Below are 18,249 nucleotides of genomic sequence, written 5' to 3' on the forward strand. Positions count from 1 at the left end.
GTTCATTGCCGCCATGGCCGCCGCTCCCGGCTACGCCGGTCTGCCACCGATCATTTCGCCGACCAGGGCGAGCAGCTTCAACGCCGGTGTGTCGTGGGTGTGTGCCCCGTTCGGTACCTGGGAGGCGATACGCCGCAACAACACATGCGCGTCGGCGGACCGGGCGTCCGCGCCGGTGGCATGTCGCAGCCGGAGCAGCAGTTCCACGCCGCACGCGCCCTGTGTACTGAGCAGCGCCAGGAGGTCGACGTCGGCCAACTCGCTTCGCGGGGTGGCGGTCCGGTCCAGGACCTCGAGAACACCGATACATACCTCGTACCGCATCAAGGGCGCGGCCATGATGCTTCCCGGCACGTATCCCGTGGACTCCGCCACCTGATGAGCGAACTGCGTCAGACCGGAGACGTCATCGACGATCATCGGCTGCCCGCTCGCCACGACCCAGCCGGCTACGCCGGTTCCCGCCGGCAGCCGCGTTCCCAGCAGGTGATGCTCCCCTTCGCCGGCGACCGCCTCGAAGACAAGCTCTCCGGTGTCGGGGTCGACGAGGAAGATCGAAGCGGCGGCCGCACCGAACACCCGACGGGCCACCTCCACAATGGACTGCAGAAGCCGGCGCTCGGTCATCGCGACGGTGTCGAATGCCTGTCCGTCAAATATCCACACGGGTGCCTCCTGCGTCCGGCGTGGTGGCGTTGCTTGCGGTCAAGCACAGGATCGACTTCACCAGGAACGGAGGTATCGATGGATGCTTGCTGAGGATGAGCGCGCAGATTCCCGTGACGTGCGGCGCGGCGAAGCTGTTCCCCGTGCTGCGGATCTGCCTGCCCCCGGGCCATGCGACCGGAACCCGGACCCCCCGCGCGAAGAACTCCGCGGGCGGTGCGGGGTTGAAATAGAAGGTCAGCGGATCGGGTTGGTCGTGGCTCGCTACGGAGATGACGGAGGCGAAGGTCCACGGAAAGCTCAGCACGGGCATGTTGTGCGCCGAGGCGACCAACAGGGAGCGCCGGAAGTACGCCCGGTCGGACAGTTCGCGGAGCACCATATGGAACTCCGCCTTCGTCGTCGACAGGCTGAGGTTGACGACGTCGTACCCCTCGTCCACCGCCCACCGGAGGCCGGCGAGCAGCGCGCTTCCGGTGCCGGTCCTGCCGTCGGTGAGCACCCGCACGGACGAGATCGCCGCGCCGGGTGCGATGGAACGGATCACGCTGGCACAGGCCGTTCCGTGGCCGGCCGGGTCGGCCGCTTCGCAGTCGACAAGCGTCTGCTCGCCGTCACGGGACGTGGCGACGACCAGCGACCGGTCGAGCTTGCCGACCAGGGGATGGGTGCCGTCCACGCCGGTATCGACCACGCAGACGCGCACACCCGAACCGTCGGAGCCGCCCCACGCCCACTCCCGCTCGATGGTGAGCGGGGCGAACTCCACGCGCTCGGGCTTCTCGTGGGTGGTGTTCAGGCCCCAGGCCGGCACTCCTGGAAAGTGCCGGCGTCGATCCCGGCGCCACGGTGGTTCGGTCACCGGTCCGTCTCCCCGAAGGTGGCGAGCCTGTCGCGGGCGCGCCCGGCGAGCAGGTCGGCTCCTTTCGCGGTGTAACACCGCTCCGCCTCGGCGGCGGCGTCGACGGCGCCGGCGGCCCGCCCGGCGGCCCGGTACACGGTGGCGATGTCCATCAGCACGTCGCCCCGCAGGCAGGGATCATCGGTGCTTCTGATCCGCTCCGCCGCCCAGGCGGCGAGGGCGACGGCCTCCGGATGGTTCTCACCGGCCGACATGATGAGAGCCCGGAGACAGGCGACGAGCAGTTCGCCACGAAGTTGCGGCCGCCGACCGACCTCCAGCCAGGCCAACCCGTCTTCCACCGCCCTGACGTCGCCGTGCCGCAACAACTCGCGGATCGCGTAACACTGCAGCGTCCAGGCCGGTGCCGGCTGCCCCGCCGAGCGCGACATCACGGCGGCGCGGGTGAACAGCGTCGCCGCCGCCGCGTGCTGACCGGCGAGCGACTCCACGAGCCCCCTCACCTGGGTGACAGCGATCAACGCGAGATCGAGCCGCAACTCACCCGCGTACCGCTCGGCGGTGTCGAGCACGTCGTGGGCGCCCGGAACATCGCCGGTGAGAGCCAGCAGCCGGGCGCGCGTCACCAGAACCGGCACGACGATCACCCGGTCTCCGGCGAAGCGGGTCGACAGGGTGGCACACAGGTCGAGGCCCTCCCGGACCGGCACCGGCGACCACTGCGCCAGCTCACAGAGCGCGCCGAGCAGCCGGTCCTCTTCGTACCGGTCCTCCAACGAGCGGGAACGCGACAGCGCGTCGTTCAGCGCGGTCGTCGCCGCTCCGAACTGGTCCTGGGCGACCAGGATCAGCGCGTCGAGCTGATGGAACCGCGCCCAGCTGAGGTCGTCGTCCGGATACTCGGACAGCGCATCGCGGAGCGGGGCCAGTTCCGGTTGGTGGACACCGAACTTGATCGCCAGGATCTCACGCTGGACGGCGCAGGTGAGGCCGCACCGCGGATCCTCCGGCGACGCCTCCTCGGCGACGTCGAGGGCGGCGTACGCGCGGTCGCGCTCGTTGTGGGCGAATGCGGCGTCACAGATGTGCAGCGCCAGCCGCCGATGTCCCGAGTCGCCCCGCGGCAACAGCTCACGCCCGCGCTCCAGCAACGCGATCGCGGCCGGGAGGTCCTTGCGGTACAGAGCCTGCTCGCCGTCGGACATGAGCGTGCGCGCGGCACGGACGGCCAGCGCGGGAAGCGTGGGATCGTCCGGGTGGATCTCACGCCTGATCCGGCAGGCGGCCTCCAGATGGTTGGCGATCTCGCCGTACCGTGGCCGCCCGATCTCGGCCTCGTCCGATTCGGGCGGACCGGTGTGCGCCCGCTCGGAGAGCCAGTCCGCCAGCTTGAGATGCCACGCGCCGCGCAGCTCCTTGCGCGTCATCGTGTAGACGGTCTCGCGGGCCAGTGTCTGAGCGAACTGGAACGAGGTCGGATACGTGCCGCGTCGAATGAGTCGCTGACGCAGCAGCCGACGCAACGGCGCGTCGACGACGAGGTTGTCGACGTCCTCCCCCTCCCAGAGCACGCCGAGCTCCTCCGTCGTGAAGGTCGTTCCGATGGTCGCGGCCCGTTCCAACACTTCGCGTTCTCCGTCGCTGAGCCGATCCAGGCGCGCCGCGAGCAGCGCCTGGATCGTGGGCGGTGGAGGAGCGTCCGTACCCTCCTCGACCAGGACCTCGAACATCAGCTCCGCGAACAGCGGGTTGCCGTCGGAGTTGCGCACCACCGACAGAAACGTCGGATCAGCGCTCTGGGCCACGACGTCGGCACCGGCCCATCGATTCGCTGCCAGCGCGTCGACGAGTCGGGTCATCTGCGCCTCACCCAGCTGGGGGATCTCCACCGTCAGCGCACACGACATCCCACCGCCCCAGTTCGGTCGGATGTCGAGAAGCTCCGGGCGGGCGACGCAGATGAGAAGCACCGACACGTCAGCGAGCCAACCCGCCAGCTCCTCGATCAGTTCGAGCAGCGTCGGCTCCGCCCAGTGCAGGTTGTCCACAACCACCACGGTCGGCCTCCGCTGGCCCAGAACCTCGATGAGCGAACGGATCGAGCGTGCGGTCTCCTCGACACTGAGCTCCGTGAACGGGCCGTCCTCGGGCGTCGTGAGTCCCCGCAGTGCCCGCACGTTCATGGCGTCGAGCAGCGGAGCCACACCGGTCCACGCGTCAGGGAGTGAGTGGATCGCCTCCGCGATCGGACGGAACGTCGCGCCGCTGCCGTACGACGGGCATTGCCCGACAAGGGTTGTGACGTCCTCCGGCAGGGTGCGCAGGAACTCCCGGACCAGCCGGGACTTACCGATCCCCGGCGCGCCGAGGATCGTGACGAGGCAACACTGCCGGTTCCGGACCACCCGCCGGTACGCCTGCGTCAACTGCATCAGCTCGTCGGAGCGGCCGATCAGGGGCAGGTCGTCGTCCTGCCGCTGCGGCGTCGCCTCCAGCGAGAGCAACCGCCATGCCCGTACCGGCCTGGCCTTGCCCTTGAGGCTGAGCGGCGGCACCTCCTCGACGCGGACATAGGTGCGGGCCAGGCGTACGGCGTCCTCTCCCAGAAGAATCTCACCGCTCGTCGCCGCGCCCTGTAGCCGGGCGGCGGTGTTCACGGTGTCGCCGATGACGCGCAACCCCGACTCCGGCATGTCGACGACCATCGCCTCACCCGAGGCGATTCCACAATGCGCGTCGAGCCGGATCCCGTGGGTGGGAGCGATCTCGATGCCGAGGGCGCGCACCGCGGACAACGCATGGTGAGCGGCCCGGATCGCTCTCAGCGCATCGTCTTCGTGACTGGTCGGAACGCCGAACACGGCCATTATCGCGTCACCGATGTACTTCTCCACGACGCCGCCGTGTTCCAGTACGCCGGCCGCACAGGCGCTGTAGTAGCGGTCGAGCACCTGCCGTAGCAGTTCCGGATCCAACCGCTCTGCCAGCTCGGTCGACCCGACCAGATCGATGAAGAGCACGACGACGTTGCGACGGGCAGGACGAGCGGTCCGCGCGTTCATGGCCGTCAGCTGGCTACGACGTTGTCGGATGCCACCGGCAGGTGGGTCCCCGGTGGCTCACAGCACTTTGACATCGTGTGCCTCGACCTCGTCGGGCACCGCGTCCAGCCGGCGCTTGATGGAGTTCAACAACTCCACCTCGCCACGGGTGAGCGAGGCGAACACCTGCTGTTGTCCCTTGCTGAGCAGATCGACGGGGTGCCCGGCCTCCCGCAGCAGGGCAAGGGTGTCGGTTGATTCCGGCAACGTGTCACGGTCGTGCTCATGGCCGCCGCTCATCGTCCCCTCCTCGTCGTTCCGCGTCACGACCGGGGGTCGGTCGGCTCCGGCTGACGCTAGCGACCGGCGGTTGTGCGGCGGTATAGCGACGGCATGGCCCCGCTGACAGCGGCGGCGCGCTGAGGCGGACCGTGACGCACGCCGCGGGCCCTGGCGTCGTCGCACAACGGGCCACGTACTCCCTGGGGGCGGGGCGCAGGCAGATCGGTTCGCCGGGCGAGGGTGGAGCGGCCTCCACGACCGGCCACCCGAGACAGTGACTGTTCGTGCGCGCTGCGCCACGACGTGCGGGTCGCGGCGGACGTATCCTTGACGACCGTACAAAGGGTGACGTCGTGATGGAGGCGGACAGGTGCCGGATCCGACCCGTCCGATGTCGCGGCGCGGCCGGTCGTTACGGCTGGAGATCCTTGGCCCGCTGCGGGTCTGGCGCGACGGCGCGGAGGTCGACACCGGTCCCCGCCAGCAGGCCCTCCTGCTCGCCCTGCTCCTGGCCCGGGTGGGCCGGCCGGTCAGTACCGCCGAGCTGACCGACCTCATCTGGGACGGCGACGCGCCGACCAGCGCGCTCAACGTGATCCACAAGTACATCGGTGCGCTTCGCCGTCTGCTCGAACCCGGCCTTCCGCCACGCGAGCCCGGGTCGTTCATCGACCGCCGGGGCAACTCCTACCTGTTCACCGCGGGCGACGACGAACTGGACCTGCTGAGGTTCCGGGCGCTCGTCGGCGCCGCACGGCACGCGCGGGCCCGCGACGACGACGAGACGGCCTTCGACCGGTACGTCGAGGCGATCGGCCTGTGGCACGGCCGGGCCGGCGACGGCCCGGCCGCGAACGCGGGGGTGGCGCCGATCTTCTCGGCGCTCGACGAGGAGTTCTTCGCCGCGTGTACCGCGACCGCCGGCCTCGCGTCCGCACGCGTCGGACCGGACCGCGCCCTGCCCGCTCTGCGCCTGGCCGCCGCCCTGGCACCTCTCAACGAACCCGTCCAGGCCGCCCTGGTCACCACTCTCAGCGCGGCCGGCCGGCAGGCCGAGGCCCTCGACGTCTTCGGCAAGGTACGCGTCCACCTCGCCGACGAGCTCGGTGTCGATGCCGGGCCCACCTTGCTGGCCGCCCATCGGCGGGCGCTCGAGCGGCCCGCCACTGCCGGCGACGGCCAGCACGATGCCGACGGCCGGTCAGCCGTTGCGCGACCGGCCGACGATCTCGTCGGCCGGACCGCCGAGCTCGGGCTGCTGCGGCAGACCGTGGGGTCCGCGCTCGACGGGGGCGGTGCGCTCGGCCTGGTCGAGGGCGAACCCGGCGTCGGCAAGACCCGGCTGCTGCAGGAGACGGCACTGTGGGCGGAGCAGCGGGGCGCGTTCGTCGTCTGGGCCTCCTGCATGGACGGTGACGGAACTCCGCCGATGTGGCCATGGGAGCAGGCGGTCGGCGAGATCCTCGGCACCCTGCGGGCCGACGGGCGCCGGCGGTGGCTGACCGGTGAACTGGGCCGCCTCGTCGAACAGCGCGACGACGGGACGGCGCCCGCGCCGCTGCTACCGGGTAACAGCCTCCAGTTCCGCCTGTTCGAAAGGGTGGTCGCCCTGGTCGGCGAGACCTCCACCCGGCAGCCGCTCGTGCTGGTCGTCGACGACCTGCAGTGGGCCGACGTCGCGTCACTGCACCTGTTCAGCCATCTGGCGCACCGTCTGCCCCGACGCACGGCGGTCATCGGAGCCCTGCGCGACCGCGCACCCGCCCCCGGACCCGACCTGTCCCGGATGCTGGCCTCGGCCAGCAGAGTGCACGGCCAGCTCCGGATTCACCTCGGCCCGCTCGGACCCGCCGAGGTGACCGAGCTCGTCGCCGGGAAGGCCGGGCAGAAGCCCGACGCCGCCACGGCCCGCCTGATCCACCGGCGAACCGGCGGCAACCCTCTCTTCGTCCGGGAGCTGGCGCGTCTGCTCGCGGAGGGCACAGTGCTGACCGAGCAGGCCGTGGCCCGGGCCGCGGTGCCGGTCACCGTCCGGGACATCGTGATGGACCGCCTCGCCGGCCTCGACGACGAGACCCGCGACCTGCTCCGTACGGCAGCGCTCATCGGCCGCGACGTCGGCCTCGACCTCCTGGCCTCCTCGTCCCGCCTCGATGTCTCCGGCTGCCTCGGGCGCCTGCAGCCGGTGGAGGGCGCCGGCATCCTGGAGGCGTCGCCGGCGCACCCGTCGTCGCTGCGGTTCGCACACGACCTGGTGCGCGAGGCGGTGGTCGAGACGACACCGGCATCCGTGGCCGGTCCGCTGCACCTGCGCATCGCAAACGCGCTCGAGGCGACCGCCCAGAATCACGACACCGCCGCCGAGAGCATCGCCTACCACCTGTGGGCGGCGGGTCGGCTCGCCGATCCGGCACGGACGGCCACCGCGCTCCTCAGGGCCGGGCGGCGGGCGGCCGGCCGGTCGGCGCTCGAGGCAGCCGAGCGGCAGCTACGGCTGTCGGCACAGGTGGCCCGGGCGGCGGGGCGAACCGACCTCGAGCTGACCGCCCTGACCCAGCTCACCGCCGTCATCGGGATGCGGTCGATGTACGGTTTCACGTCTCTCGACCTGATGGAGCGCGCTGAGGAGCTGGCGCGGGGCTTCAGCCGGGACGCGGAGGCCTGGGGTTTCCTCTACACCCGGTGGGCCGCCCACGCCCAGGCTCTGGAACTGCACCGCAGCGGACCGCTGGCCCGGCTGCTGCTGGAGCAGAGTGCCGGCTCCGGTGACCCGTTCGTGGTCGCGTCCGGTCGGCAGGCGTGGGGGATCCACCAGTGGTGCATCGGCAACATCGGGGAGGCGTACCGGTACCTGACCGGGACCAGGGAGCTGGTCCTCGACCTCGCCCCGCGTGAGGACGATCCGGTCCGGCACGACCTGCAGCTGCTGATGACCGGCATGCTCGCGGAGACCGTGGCGTTGCACGGTGAGGTCGAGGAGGCCCAGGCGCTGCTCGACGCGCTCCGGGCCGCGGCCGGCGACGACGCGTACGCGGTTGCGATGTGGGCCACCTTCGCGGCCCGGATCGCGACGTTCGTCGGCGATCCGGCGGCCGCGTCGAGGGCGGCCGACATCGGGATCGCGATGGACCCGGAGTTCTCGTTCGTGTTTCTCGGTACCTATCAGAGGCTGGCCCGGTGCTGGGCGGTCGGCCTGACCGGTGGTGACCCGGCCCGCGCCGGAGCGGAGGCCGAGGAGATCATCGCGGCGAACCTCCTCGACCCGCCGCGCTCGTGTGTGGCCACCTGGTTCGGAGTGCTCGGTGACATCTGGATGGCGAGCGGGCGGCTCGACGATGCCGCCGCCGCCCTGGACCGGGCCGACTCCCTCGTCGAGGCCTACGGGCAGCGCTACGCGGAAGGGCTGCTGCTCCTGCTGCGCGCGCGGTTGGACCGGGCCCGCGGGGAACCCGTCTCCGTCGTGCGGTCGGCGGCCGACAAGGCCCGACGGCTGTCCCAGGAACGTGGTGCCCACCTGTTCGCCCGCCGGGCCGAGGCCTTCCTGGAGGAGCTCGGCCAACCCTGACGGTCAGTCCATCAGCTCCTCGATGGTGATCGGCAGCGACCGCAGGCGTCTGCCGGTCGCGTGGTGGACCGCGTTGCCGACGGCGGCGGCCACCCCGACGAGCCCGATCTCACCGATGCCCTTGACCCCCACGGCGTTCGTCGCGTCCGGCCCTCCGACGAAGATGACGTCCAGGTCGGGAACGTCGGCATTCACCGGTACCAGGTAGTCGGCGAACGTCGCGTTGGAGACCCGGCCGGATCCCTCGTCGACCGTGATCTCCTCGAACAACGCCTGCCCGATGCCACCGACGACACCGCCGATGATCTGGCTCCGCGCCAGCTTCTCGTTGAGAACCTGCCCGGCGTCGACCGCGGACACCACCCGCGCCACCCGGAGCCGGCCGAGTAGAGGGTCCACCCGGACCTCGACGAAGTGGGCGGCGAACGCGCCGGCGGGTGCGACGGCACGCGTGGCCTCCACGAGCCTGCGGCCGGCCCGCCCGAAGCGGGACACCGCCGCGGATCCGAGCAGCACGCCGTTCTCCGCCCGCGACGGCGCGCTGCTGCCCGCGGCGGTGAGGTCGGGGCGACCGGCGCGGGCGAGGATCGCGGCGAACGACTCGCTCCGCGAGACGTCCTCCCGATGGCGGAGGTGGCCCCCGCCCACGACGACGTCGCCCGCCGAGCAGCCGTACAGGGGCGATGAGCGGTCCGCGCCCGCCAGGGAGAGCAGGCGCTCGACGGCGTTGAGGGTGGCGTCGTGCACGGCGTTGCTGAGCGCGGTCGCCAGGCCGGATCCGCCGGCCTGCGGGGCGCGGGGCAGGTCGGTGTCACCGAGCTCGAACGTGACATCGGCCGGATCCAGTCCCAGGCCCTCCGCCGCCACCTGGGTGATGACGGTGTACGTGCCCTGGCCGATGTCGGTGGCGCCGCTGCGGACGAGCGCGGTCCCGTCCCGTCGCACGGTCACCGACGCCTGACACTTCGCCTGGTAGTGGCCGTAGGTCACGCCGGCCATTCCGTAGCCGACGAGCCACCGGCCGTCGCGCATCGACCGCGGCTGTGGGGTCCGCGCGGCCCACCCGAAGCGCTCCGCCCCCTGCCGGTAGCACTCGTCGAGTGCCTTGCTCGACCACGCGAGCCCGGTCTGCGGATGGACGTCGGCGTAGTTGCGTAACCGAAGGTCGACCGGGTCGATGCCGAGGGCGTAGGCGACCTCGTCGAGGGCGGTCTCCAGCGCGAAGTTGCCCTCCGCCTCGCCCGGTCCGCGCATGTGCGCCGGGGACGGGATGTCCAGCCGCACCTGACGGTCGCGGCCACGGACGTTGTCGCACCGGTAGGTGGCGGGGGTGGAGAGGGTGACGGGATACAGCACGTTGGCGACCTTGGCGGCCGGCGAGGTCGCCTCGTGGTCGATCGCGGTGATGGTGCCATCGCGGCGCGCGCCCACGCGCATCCGTTGGATCGTCTCCGGGCGGTGCCCGACCCCCGTGAACATCTGCGGACGGGTCAGCACCGTCTTGACCGGTCGTCCCACCTCGCGGGCCGCCATCGCGGTGAGGATCACGTGCTGCCACAGGCGAAGGCCGGCGCCGAAGGCACCGCCGACGTACGGCGTCAGCACCTGGACCCGGTCCTTGGACATCGAGAAGACCTTGGCCAGGCTGTCCCGGATCAGGAACGGGTTCTGCGTCGAGTCGTGGACGGTGAGACGTCCACCGTCCCAATGGGCAACCGTACTGAAGAGTCCGAGCGGGTTGTGGGCGTTCGCGCTGGTGACGAACGTGGCGTCGACGGTGACGTCGGCGGCCGCCAACGCGGACTCGACGTCGCCGCGCTTGGCGTCGAGGAAGTACGGGTTCCCCCGGCCCTTGGCCCCCGGGGTCTCCAGGCTCAGGGCGGCGGGACCGGCTGCCCGGTACCCGACCCGGACCAGGTCCGCCGCGGCTGTCGCCTGCTCGTGCGTCTCGGCGACGACCATGGCGATGTACTGCCCGTAGTGGTGAACGGAACTGTCGCGCAGCGGAACCGGCGGCGGCGGGGTCAGCAGGTTCCAGGCCGGGCGCTTCATGCGCGGCGCGTTCTCGTGGGTGAAGACCGCGACGACGCCCGGCGCGGCCGCCGCCTCCGCCGTGTCCAGCGACGTGATGGAGCCGACGGCGAACGTACTGCGGACGAGGGACGCATGCAGGAGGCCGGCGGCGGTGACGTCCATTGTGTACACGGCCGCGCCGGTCACCTTCGCCGGTCCGTCCACCCGGTCGAGGCCCAGCCCGATGACGCGTGACCCGGCCGTCATGATGTTCCTCCCGACACGTCGTCGAGCGCGCGTTCGATCGCGCGCCGGGCCAGTTCGACCTTGAACGCGGTACCCGGCACGGTGAAGGTGTTCTGCAGTGAGGCCGTCGCGGCGTCCCGGAACAGTTCGCGGCCGGGGCGCCCGCCGCGGAGAATGCGCTCGGCCCCGGTGGCGCGCCACGGGACGGTGCCGACGCCGCCCAACGCCAGCCGGGCGTCGTGGATGATGCCGTCGCGGAGGTCCAGCTCCGCCGCCACTGACACCAGCGCGAACTCGTAGGACGCGCGGTCGCGGATCTTCAGGTACCCGGAGGCGGTGGGGCGCGCAGGCAACGGGATGTCGACCGCGGTGATGAGCTCGCCGTGCTCCAGAACGTTCTCCCGCTGCGGCGAGCCACCCGGGAGGCGGTAGAACCGGTTCAGGGGCACCCGACGCGTGCCCGCCGGCCCGTGGATCCGGACGACGGCATCGAGAGCGACGAGTGCGACGGCCAGATCCGAGGCGTGCACGGCGATGCAGGTCCTGTCGGCGCCGAGGACCGCGTGCATCCGGGCTGACCGGTCGACGGCGGCGCAGCCCGAGCCGGGTATGCGTTTGTTGCACGCGCCCACCGTCGGGTCGCGGAAGTAACGGCACCGGGCGCGTTGCAGCAGGTTGCCACCGATGGTCGCCATGTTGCGCAACTGCGTCGACGCACCGGCCAGGAGCGCCTGACGCAGCACCGGCACCCGGTCGGCGAGGGTCGGCTCGGCGGCCAGCTCCTCCATCGTGGTCAACGCGCCCACGGTGACGGTGCCGCCCGCGTGGTCGATGCCCCGCAGGGGCAGCCGGGTGACGTCGACGATCCGCCGCGGGGACAGGACGCCGTCCTTCATGAGGTCCAGCAGTGTGGTGCCACCGGCGAGGTATGCCGCGCCCGGGTCACCGGCGACGAGTTCGATGGCCTCGTCGATCGCCGTGGCACGGACGTAGTCAAACTGGCGCATTGCCGCCCCGACCGCCCGCGACCTCGCGGATCGCCGCGACGATGTTCGGATACGCCCCGCATCGGCAGAGGTTGCCGCTCATGAACTCCCGGATCTCGGCGTCCGAGCCGGCCCGGCCCTCCTCCAGCAACGCCACCGCGGACATGATCTGACCGGACGTGCAGAACCCGCACTGGAACGCGTCGTGCCGGACGAACGCCGACTGCACCGGGTGCAGATCGTCGCCGGCCAGCCCCTCGACGGTGGTGACCTGCCTGCCGTCGCACTGCGCGGCCAGCGTCAGGCACGAAAGGACCCGGCGCCCGTCCACCAGCACCGTGCACGCGCCGCAGGCACCCTGGTCGCACCCCTTCTTCGTCCCGGTCAGCCCGATGACGTCCCGAAGGGCGTCGAGCAGCGTCAGCCGCGGATCACCGTCGACCACGTGCGCGCGACCGTTGACCCGAACCGCCGTGCGGACCGTCGACGCGCCGACCGCCGCGGAATGTGAACTGGAGTCGATACTCATACCCAACCCGTCTCGATGGGAGCCCGCCGATGGGCGCTGATCTCCGCCTTCTGCGGGCACGCTACGACCCGGCTCTGGAAAAACTCTTGATCACGCTGTGTGAGTGATCGCCAGGCTTGTCGTATCCGGGAGACCCGGTTGGGGACCGGCGTCGGCACGCCGCGCCGGCTCGTTCACCGCACGCGCCGAGCCAGCCTCAGTTCGGTCAGGTACCGCTTGACGATCCGTCCGCCGTTCCCCTCGATGAGTCCGGCGATGCAGTCCAGCAACCCGCTCCGCTGTGCGGCGGGCAGTGCCCGGTGTCCGGAGTACGTGAGCAGCAGGTCGAGGTACTCCGCGGTCGTGTAGGACGCGTCCCACTCGTAGCGGTGGAACCGCGCCGGCCCGAACCGGCCTGACGGGACCAGCTCCCGGTCGTCCTCGGGTATGGCGGACGCGGGTTGCTGGCGGAGCCCCGGTGGAGTGGACGGGTCGAACCGCTCGTAGCAGGTTTGTGCCGCGACCCAGAACTCCGGGTTGCCACCCGCGATGTGCTCGGTCCTCACCGTGGCGAGGAGGCCACCGGGCCGCAGTGCGTCGGCGGACTTCGACACACGCACGGCCGGATCGATCCAGTGGAACGCCGTGGCGGAGAACACGACGTCGAACGGTTCGTCGGGCAACGGCCAGTCCTCGAACGCCGCCGTCACGACTTCAACGGACCCGAACCGCGCCAGGTTGCGCCGGGCGACCGCCGCCATGTCGGCGCCCAACTCGACGGCCACGATCCGGTGGCCGCGCTCGGCCAGGTCGGTGGTCGCCTGCCCCGTGCCGCAGCCGATCTCCAGCACCCTCGCCCCGGGACGTACCCCGGCCGCGGCCAGGTCGTCGAACATCTGCGCCGGATACCGGGGCCGGGCCCGGTCGTACCGCTCCGCGTCTTCGCCGAAGGTGGTTCGAAGCCTGAGGTAGTCGTCGCCGTCTGTCACCCGGCGAGAGTAGAGCGGGTTCCAGGTAATGACAGAGCCTCCCAGACCGGTTCCGCGGGTCGTAGCGTCGGGGGCGTGAACAATCCCGCCGAGGTCCGCGACTTCCTCACCACCCGTCGTGCCCGGATCACGCCGGAGCGGGCGGGGCTGCCCGACTACGGCGGTCACCGCCGGGTGGCCGGGCTGCGGCGGGAGGAGGTCGCGCTGCTGGCCGGCGTCAGCGTGGACTACTACACCCGGCTCGAACGCGGCAACCTCACCGGCGTCTCCGACAGTGTCCTGGAGGCCCTGGTCCGGGCGCTGCACCTCGACGAGGCCGAGCGGGTCCACCTCTTCGACCTCGCCCGGGCCGCGAACACCAACGCGACCTCCGCGCGTGGCCGGCGCCGTCCGGCCGCTCAGCTGCGTCCGGGGGTGCAGAGGCTGTTGGACGCGATGAGCATGGCCCCGGCGTATGTGCGCAACGGCCGGTTGGACGTGCTGGGCGCCAACGCGCTCGGCAGGGCGGTCTTCGCGCCGTTGTTCGACACCGCGGCCCGGGTGCCGAACATGGCCCGGTTCATGTTTCTCGACCCGGCCGCCCAGGCGTTCTACGTCGACTGGGACACCCTGGCCGGCGAGGTCGTCGCGCTGCTACGGGCCGAAGCCGGCCGCGACCCCTACGACAAGGCCCTCACCGAGCTGATCGGCGAGCTGTCCACCCGTAGCGACGTGTTCCGCACCTGGTGGGCGAGGCACGACGTGCGCCTGCACCGCAGCGGTGTCAAACGCCTGCGGCACCCGATGGTCGGCGAGCTCACGCTGGCGTACGAGTCGCTGGAACTGGTGGCCGACCCGGGCCTGCGCCTCAACGCCTACACCACCGAACCGGCCGGTCCCGCCGAGGAGGCGCTGGGCCTGCTGGCCAGCTGGACCGCCGTCCCACCCGAGCGGACCACTCCCCGCACCACGAGAGGAAATCCATGAAGCAGCGAACCCTCGGCACCGGCCTGACCGTCTCCGAGCTCGGCTACGGCTGCATGAGCCTGACCGGCGCCTACGGCACGAAAGGCGGCCCGGCGCGTGGGGACGCCATCGCGCTGATCCGCCGCGCGGTCGACCTCGGCGTCACGTTCTTCGACACCGCCGAGGTCTACGGCCCGTTCACCAACGAGGACATCGTCGGCGAGGCCCTGGAGCCCCTGCGCGACCAGGTGACGATCGCCACCAAGTTCGGGTTCGCGTTCGCCGAGAACGGCGTCGAACCCGGCGGGCTGTGCAGCCGGCCCGAGAGCATCCGCCGGGCGGTCGAAGGCTCGCTGCGCCGGCTGCGCACCGACCACATCGACCTCTACTACCAGCACCGGGTCGACCCCGAGGTGCCGATCGAGGACGTCGCCGGCACCGTCACCGAGCTCATCGACGCCGGCAAGGTGCTGCACTTCGGCTTGTCCGAGGCCGCCGCCGACACCATCCGCCGCGCCCACGCGGTGCAGCCGGTCGCGGCGGTGCAGAGCGAGTACTCGATGTGGTGGCGCGACCGCGAACAGGACACCATCCCGGTGCTGGCCGACCTCGGGATCGGCCTGGTTCCGTACAGCCCGCTGGGCAAGGGTTTCCTCACCGGCACGATCGACACCACGACCACGTTCGCCGACGGTGACTTCCGCGGGAACACGCCCCGCTTCCAGGGCGAAGCGCTCACCGCGAACCTCGCGCTCGTCGAGGTCCTCAACACGATCGCCGCCGACGCGGGTGCCACCCCGGCCCAGCTCGCGCTGGCCTGGCTGCTCGACCAGCGGCCCTGGATCGTGCCCATCCCCGGCACCAAGAGCGTCGGGCGGCTGGAGGAGAACACCGCCGCCGCCGATGTGGAGCTCACCGCCGACCAACTGGCCGAGCTGCGCGCCGCGGCCGACCGGATCCAGATCGTCGGAGCCCGCTACCCGGAGGCCCAGGACGCCATGACCAACCGCGAGGCACCCCTGCCGTCGGCATGAGATGAGCGCCGACCGGCAGCGACCGGCTCCGTGGGTTCAGCGGCCCGTGCGTTCGAGCGCGGCGTACGCGTTCCACGGCACCGACGGGCGGTCCAGGCCACGGCGGTCCAGGTAGCGGGCCGCCGTGGCGCGCAACCGGCGGATCGTGCGGGTCATCGCGACCGGGCCCATCCGGTCGGCGGTGGAGACGTAGCGGGTCGGCGTCAGGCGCCACCGGTGGCCGTCCGGGGTGAGGTCGCCGGAGACCACGAACGCGCGCAGGGCGGCCAGGTTGTCGTCGTGACTGTGGAACAGCAGGCTCGCCCGGCCCGGCCGCACGCCGGTGCCGGCGTCGACCGTGAACGAGCCGGCGTCCGCCGAGGGACGCACGCGGCGCATCGTCGGACGGCCGGTGTCGTCGTACGCGCAGAGGACCGCGGACCGGAAGCCCGGCAGGCGCCGCGCCGCCGACGCGAAGGGAGTCCGGTCGCCCGCGGCGACGGGCGGAGCCGGCAGGGCCGGTCCCTGCCACGCCGGGAGCGTCGTCACCGTCCCGGGGGTCACCGTGATCAGGAGACGCATGTAGTACCAGTCCATCAGGCCGCGGACACCGGGCAGCCGGTGGTAGCCGGAGGACGGCTGGCGTTCGCGGATGCGCAGCCACAGGTCGCTCCACGGTCCGGGTTCGGTGACGATCTCGTCGGGACAGGTGGCGGTGCCCTGGACGAGCACCTGGTCGGGCGCCTCGAGGCCGCTGCCGGTCGGGTCGGAGAAGAGCAGGGCGACCCGCGGGTCGCGGCGGACGTTGAAGGCCTTCTGCGGCAGGCCGATCGAGGTGCTGATCAGCACGGTGCCGTCCGGGCGGCGGAGGCTGACGGTGGGCCAGGCGACCGGAGTGCCGTCGCGGCCGACGGTCAGCAGTTCACAGGTGCGGTAGGCGTCGACTACCGGTGAGATCGTGTGCATGGACGGCAGCATGACGGTGACCGCTTGAGCCCGGCTGGAGACGGACCTCCAGTGGTCCTCAAGCGGGCCCCGGCACCCTGCGGTCATGACGACGACGACCCAGCTGATGCTGCCCGGCCAGGAGGCCGCGGCGGAGGGACCCAACGACCTCACCAACATGTTCATCATGCACCACGCGTTCCGGCGCGACCTGCGCGCCTTCACCGCGGCGGTGGCCGGCACCCCGGCCGGCGACACGGTCACCTGGCGGCGGTTGCGGCAGCGCTGGGAGCTGTTCGGCCGGTTCCTGCACCACCACCACACGATCGAGGACACGGCGATCTGGCCGACGCTGCTCGACCGGGTCGACGCGGCGGGGCGGGCCACGCTGGAGGCCATGGAGGCCGAGCACGGCGAGATCGACCCGCTGCTGACGGCCTGCGGTGACGGGTTCGCCGCGCTGGCCCGGCACGGCGACGAGGACGTGCGGGCCTCCCTGGAGGTACGGATGGTGGCCGCGGCCGAGCGCCTGCACCGGCATCTGGCGCACGAGGAGCGGGACGCGCTCGTGCTCGTGCAGGCGCACCTGACCGCCGCCGAGTGGCAGGTCATGGAGGACACGAGCGCCAAGGGCCAGTTCGGTTTCCGGGACACCGTGGCCGCCGTGCCGTGGGTCATGCACGACCTGCCGCCGCACGCGCGGCGGCGGCTGCTGGACTCCGCCGGGGCGGCGCTGTCGACGATGTGGCGGCTCACCCGGCGACGGTTCGCACGGCGCGAGGCGGCCGCGTTCCGGTACGTCACCGGTCGGTGACGCGGCTCCGGATCCAGTCCGCCACCAGCGGGATGCCCCAGGCGGCGCACTGTTCGAGCGCCGCCTCGGCGTGCCCGCGCGCGACCTCGTCCTCCCCCGCCGCCGCGGCGGCCAGGGCGAGGTAGGCGTCCACCGGGGCCTGTGCGACGGCGCCGCCGGCCGAGTTCGGGCGGCCCGCGCACGGCGACAGGCGGTGGTAGACGTGGGCGGCCAGGTCGCGGTCGCCCAGGCCGGCGCTCGCCTCGGCCGCCTGGCAGAGGTTGAGCACCGAGTACCAGTCGTCGCCGTCCAGCGCCATGCCGTGCTCGCGGTACCAGGCCCGGGCCTCCTCGACGTGTCCCGCCCGGAGCAGCAGCATCACGATGCTGGAGTCCAACGGCAGCCGGCTGTACGGGCGCATCTCCCGCAGCTGCGCCGCCATCTCCGCGTGGCCCACGCCCCGCATCAGTTGCAGCGTCATGGCCGTCCCGGCCGCGGACTCCGCGGCCTGCGGCATGGACGTGCGCGACATGAGCTCGACCGTGGTGGCGTACAGCCGCCCGGCCTCCTCGAAGTGGCCGCGCATGGCGAGCCACGGGATCTCGAGCCAGCCGAGCGCGACCAGCGGCGCCACCAGGCGGTAGCGCTCGGCGTCGGCCCGGGCCCGGACGATGGCCTCGTCCATCTCGGCGATCCGGCCGACCTCCTGCGCCGCGAACGCGACGAGGGTGCGGGCGGTCACCTCGCGCAGCGCGTCGCCGGTCCGCCCGGCCGCGTCCAGCGCCTCGGCGGCAAGCTCGCGACGCTGCTCGGCGGTGGCCGGCCGCCACATGGCGAGCCACGCGACCGTGGCGCCCCAGGCGAGCAGCGCCGGGTCGCCGAGCCGGCGGGCCATGGCCAGGCCCTGCTCGATGAGCGCCTCGCGTTCCCGGGGCGCGTCCGCGAAGTGCAGCTCCAGGGCCAGGGCCAGCATCACCTGGCAGCGCAGCTCGGAGTCGGCCGGCGGCAGGCGGCGCAGCACCCCGCGCAGGGTGCCGGGCAGGGTCGGGTGCACGGTGCCGTGCGCCCTCGGGTGCCAGACGGCGCCGTCGACCGCGGCGATCGCGGCCCGGGCCTCGGACGCGGTGTCGGGGGCCGCCGCGACCGCGGCCACCTGGGCGGCGTCCAGGCCGTCGAGGTCGCCGAGCTGGCGGCAGGCCGCCGCGCGGGACATCAGCACCGGGTACCGGTCGGCGGGGGTGACGGCCGGGTCGTCGTCCTGCGCGGCGAGCGCGGCGGCCAGCAGGTCGGACGCCTCGTCCCAGGCGTACACGGCGGCCGCGCGCTGCGCCGCCGCGACCGCCGCCGGCCACGCGTCGGGGGCGTGCCGCGGGCCGGCGGCGAGCCAGTGGCGGG

14 protein-coding genes are annotated in these 18,249 nt (G+C 72.2%); 4 read left to right on the forward strand and 10 right to left on the reverse strand.

Annotated features, from left to right (window positions below; genetic code table 11):
• Positions 1-30: 30 nt before the first annotated feature.
• From Voc01_RS16955 to Voc01_RS16970, 4 genes are read right to left on the reverse strand one after another with little or no spacing between them, the layout of a single operon-like run.
• Entirely contained in the window at positions 31-666 is a 636-nt protein-coding gene (locus Voc01_RS16955; protein WP_203928406.1) for a GAF domain-containing protein, read from the reverse strand.
• On the reverse strand, positions 653-1,480 hold the full coding sequence (locus Voc01_RS16960) for a S8 family serine peptidase (protein ID WP_203928407.1): 828 nt from the start codon (positions 1,478-1,480) through the stop codon (positions 653-655). The genes Voc01_RS16955 and Voc01_RS16960 overlap by 14 nt, the downstream gene beginning before the upstream one ends.
• 44 nt (positions 1,481-1,524) lie before the next feature.
• Positions 1,525-4,590 carry an AAA family ATPase gene (locus Voc01_RS16965; protein ID WP_203928408.1) on the reverse strand — a complete coding sequence of 1,022 codons (3,066 nt, stop codon included), beginning with the start codon at positions 4,588-4,590 and terminating at the stop codon, positions 1,525-1,527.
• A gap of 57 nt (positions 4,591-4,647) precedes the next feature.
• Complete coding sequence (locus Voc01_RS16970) at positions 4,648-4,896, reverse strand: aroma-sacti cluster domain-containing protein (RefSeq protein WP_239160254.1); 249 nt, start codon at positions 4,894-4,896, stop codon at positions 4,648-4,650.
• A 325-nt stretch (positions 4,897-5,221) separates the two neighbouring features.
• Between Voc01_RS16970 and Voc01_RS16975 the strand changes: the two genes are divergently transcribed.
• A complete protein-coding gene (locus Voc01_RS16975) occupies positions 5,222-8,416 on the forward strand; it encodes an ATP-binding protein (RefSeq protein ID WP_239160255.1) in 3,195 nt (1,064 codons plus the stop codon).
• Between the two features lie 3 nt (positions 8,417-8,419).
• On the opposite strand, the gene Voc01_RS16980 is transcribed toward Voc01_RS16975, so the two are convergent.
• The 4 genes from Voc01_RS16980 to Voc01_RS16995 form a co-directional block, all read right to left on the reverse strand.
• The gene (locus Voc01_RS16980; protein WP_203928409.1) at positions 8,420-10,696 is read right to left on the reverse strand and encodes a xanthine dehydrogenase family protein molybdopterin-binding subunit; all 2,277 of its coding nucleotides are present in this window, start codon (positions 10,694-10,696) and stop codon (positions 8,420-8,422) included.
• Positions 10,693-11,682 (reverse strand): FAD binding domain-containing protein, encoded by a 990-nt coding sequence (locus Voc01_RS16985; protein WP_203928410.1) that lies wholly within the window; start codon positions 11,680-11,682, stop codon positions 10,693-10,695. Before Voc01_RS16985 ends, Voc01_RS16980 begins: the two co-directional genes overlap by 4 nt.
• Positions 11,669-12,190 carry a (2Fe-2S)-binding protein gene (locus Voc01_RS16990; RefSeq protein ID WP_203928411.1) on the reverse strand — a complete coding sequence of 174 codons (522 nt, stop codon included), beginning with the start codon at positions 12,188-12,190 and terminating at the stop codon, positions 11,669-11,671. The genes Voc01_RS16985 and Voc01_RS16990 overlap by 14 nt, the downstream gene beginning before the upstream one ends.
• Positions 12,191-12,363: 173 nt before the next feature.
• Complete coding sequence (locus Voc01_RS16995; RefSeq protein ID WP_239160256.1) at positions 12,364-13,158, reverse strand: class I SAM-dependent methyltransferase; 795 nt, start codon at positions 13,156-13,158, stop codon at positions 12,364-12,366.
• A 75-nt stretch (positions 13,159-13,233) separates the two neighbouring features.
• Here Voc01_RS16995 and Voc01_RS17000 point away from each other — a divergent pair, with 75 nt between their 5' ends.
• Together Voc01_RS17000 and Voc01_RS17005 are read left to right on the forward strand one after the other, a co-directional pair.
• Positions 13,234-14,124, forward strand: coding sequence for a helix-turn-helix transcriptional regulator (locus tag Voc01_RS17000; protein WP_203928412.1), 891 nt, complete (start codon positions 13,234-13,236; stop codon positions 14,122-14,124).
• The gene (locus Voc01_RS17005; protein ID WP_203928413.1) at positions 14,121-15,137 is read left to right on the forward strand and encodes an aldo/keto reductase; all 1,017 of its coding nucleotides are present in this window, start codon (positions 14,121-14,123) and stop codon (positions 15,135-15,137) included. The genes Voc01_RS17000 and Voc01_RS17005 overlap by 4 nt, the downstream gene beginning before the upstream one ends.
• Positions 15,138-15,173: 36 nt before the next feature.
• On the opposite strand, the gene Voc01_RS17010 is transcribed toward Voc01_RS17005, so the two are convergent.
• Positions 15,174-16,082, reverse strand: a complete 909-nt coding sequence (locus Voc01_RS17010; RefSeq protein ID WP_203928414.1) for a pyridoxamine 5'-phosphate oxidase family protein — start codon at positions 16,080-16,082, stop codon at positions 15,174-15,176.
• Positions 16,083-16,167: 85 nt separating this feature from the next.
• Between Voc01_RS17010 and Voc01_RS17015 the strand changes: the two genes are divergently transcribed.
• A complete protein-coding gene (locus Voc01_RS17015; RefSeq protein WP_203928415.1) occupies positions 16,168-16,875 on the forward strand; it encodes a hemerythrin domain-containing protein in 708 nt (235 codons plus the stop codon).
• Here the strand turns inward: Voc01_RS17015 and Voc01_RS17020 are convergent.
• The coding region (locus Voc01_RS17020; protein ID WP_203928416.1) for a hypothetical protein at positions 16,862-18,249 on the reverse strand (1,388 nt) is incomplete at its 5' end. The two genes, Voc01_RS17015 and Voc01_RS17020, sit on opposite strands and share 14 nt — an antisense overlap.

The organism is Virgisporangium ochraceum, assembly GCF_016863655.1.
Taxonomy (GTDB): domain Bacteria; phylum Actinomycetota; class Actinomycetes; order Mycobacteriales; family Micromonosporaceae; genus Virgisporangium; species Virgisporangium ochraceum.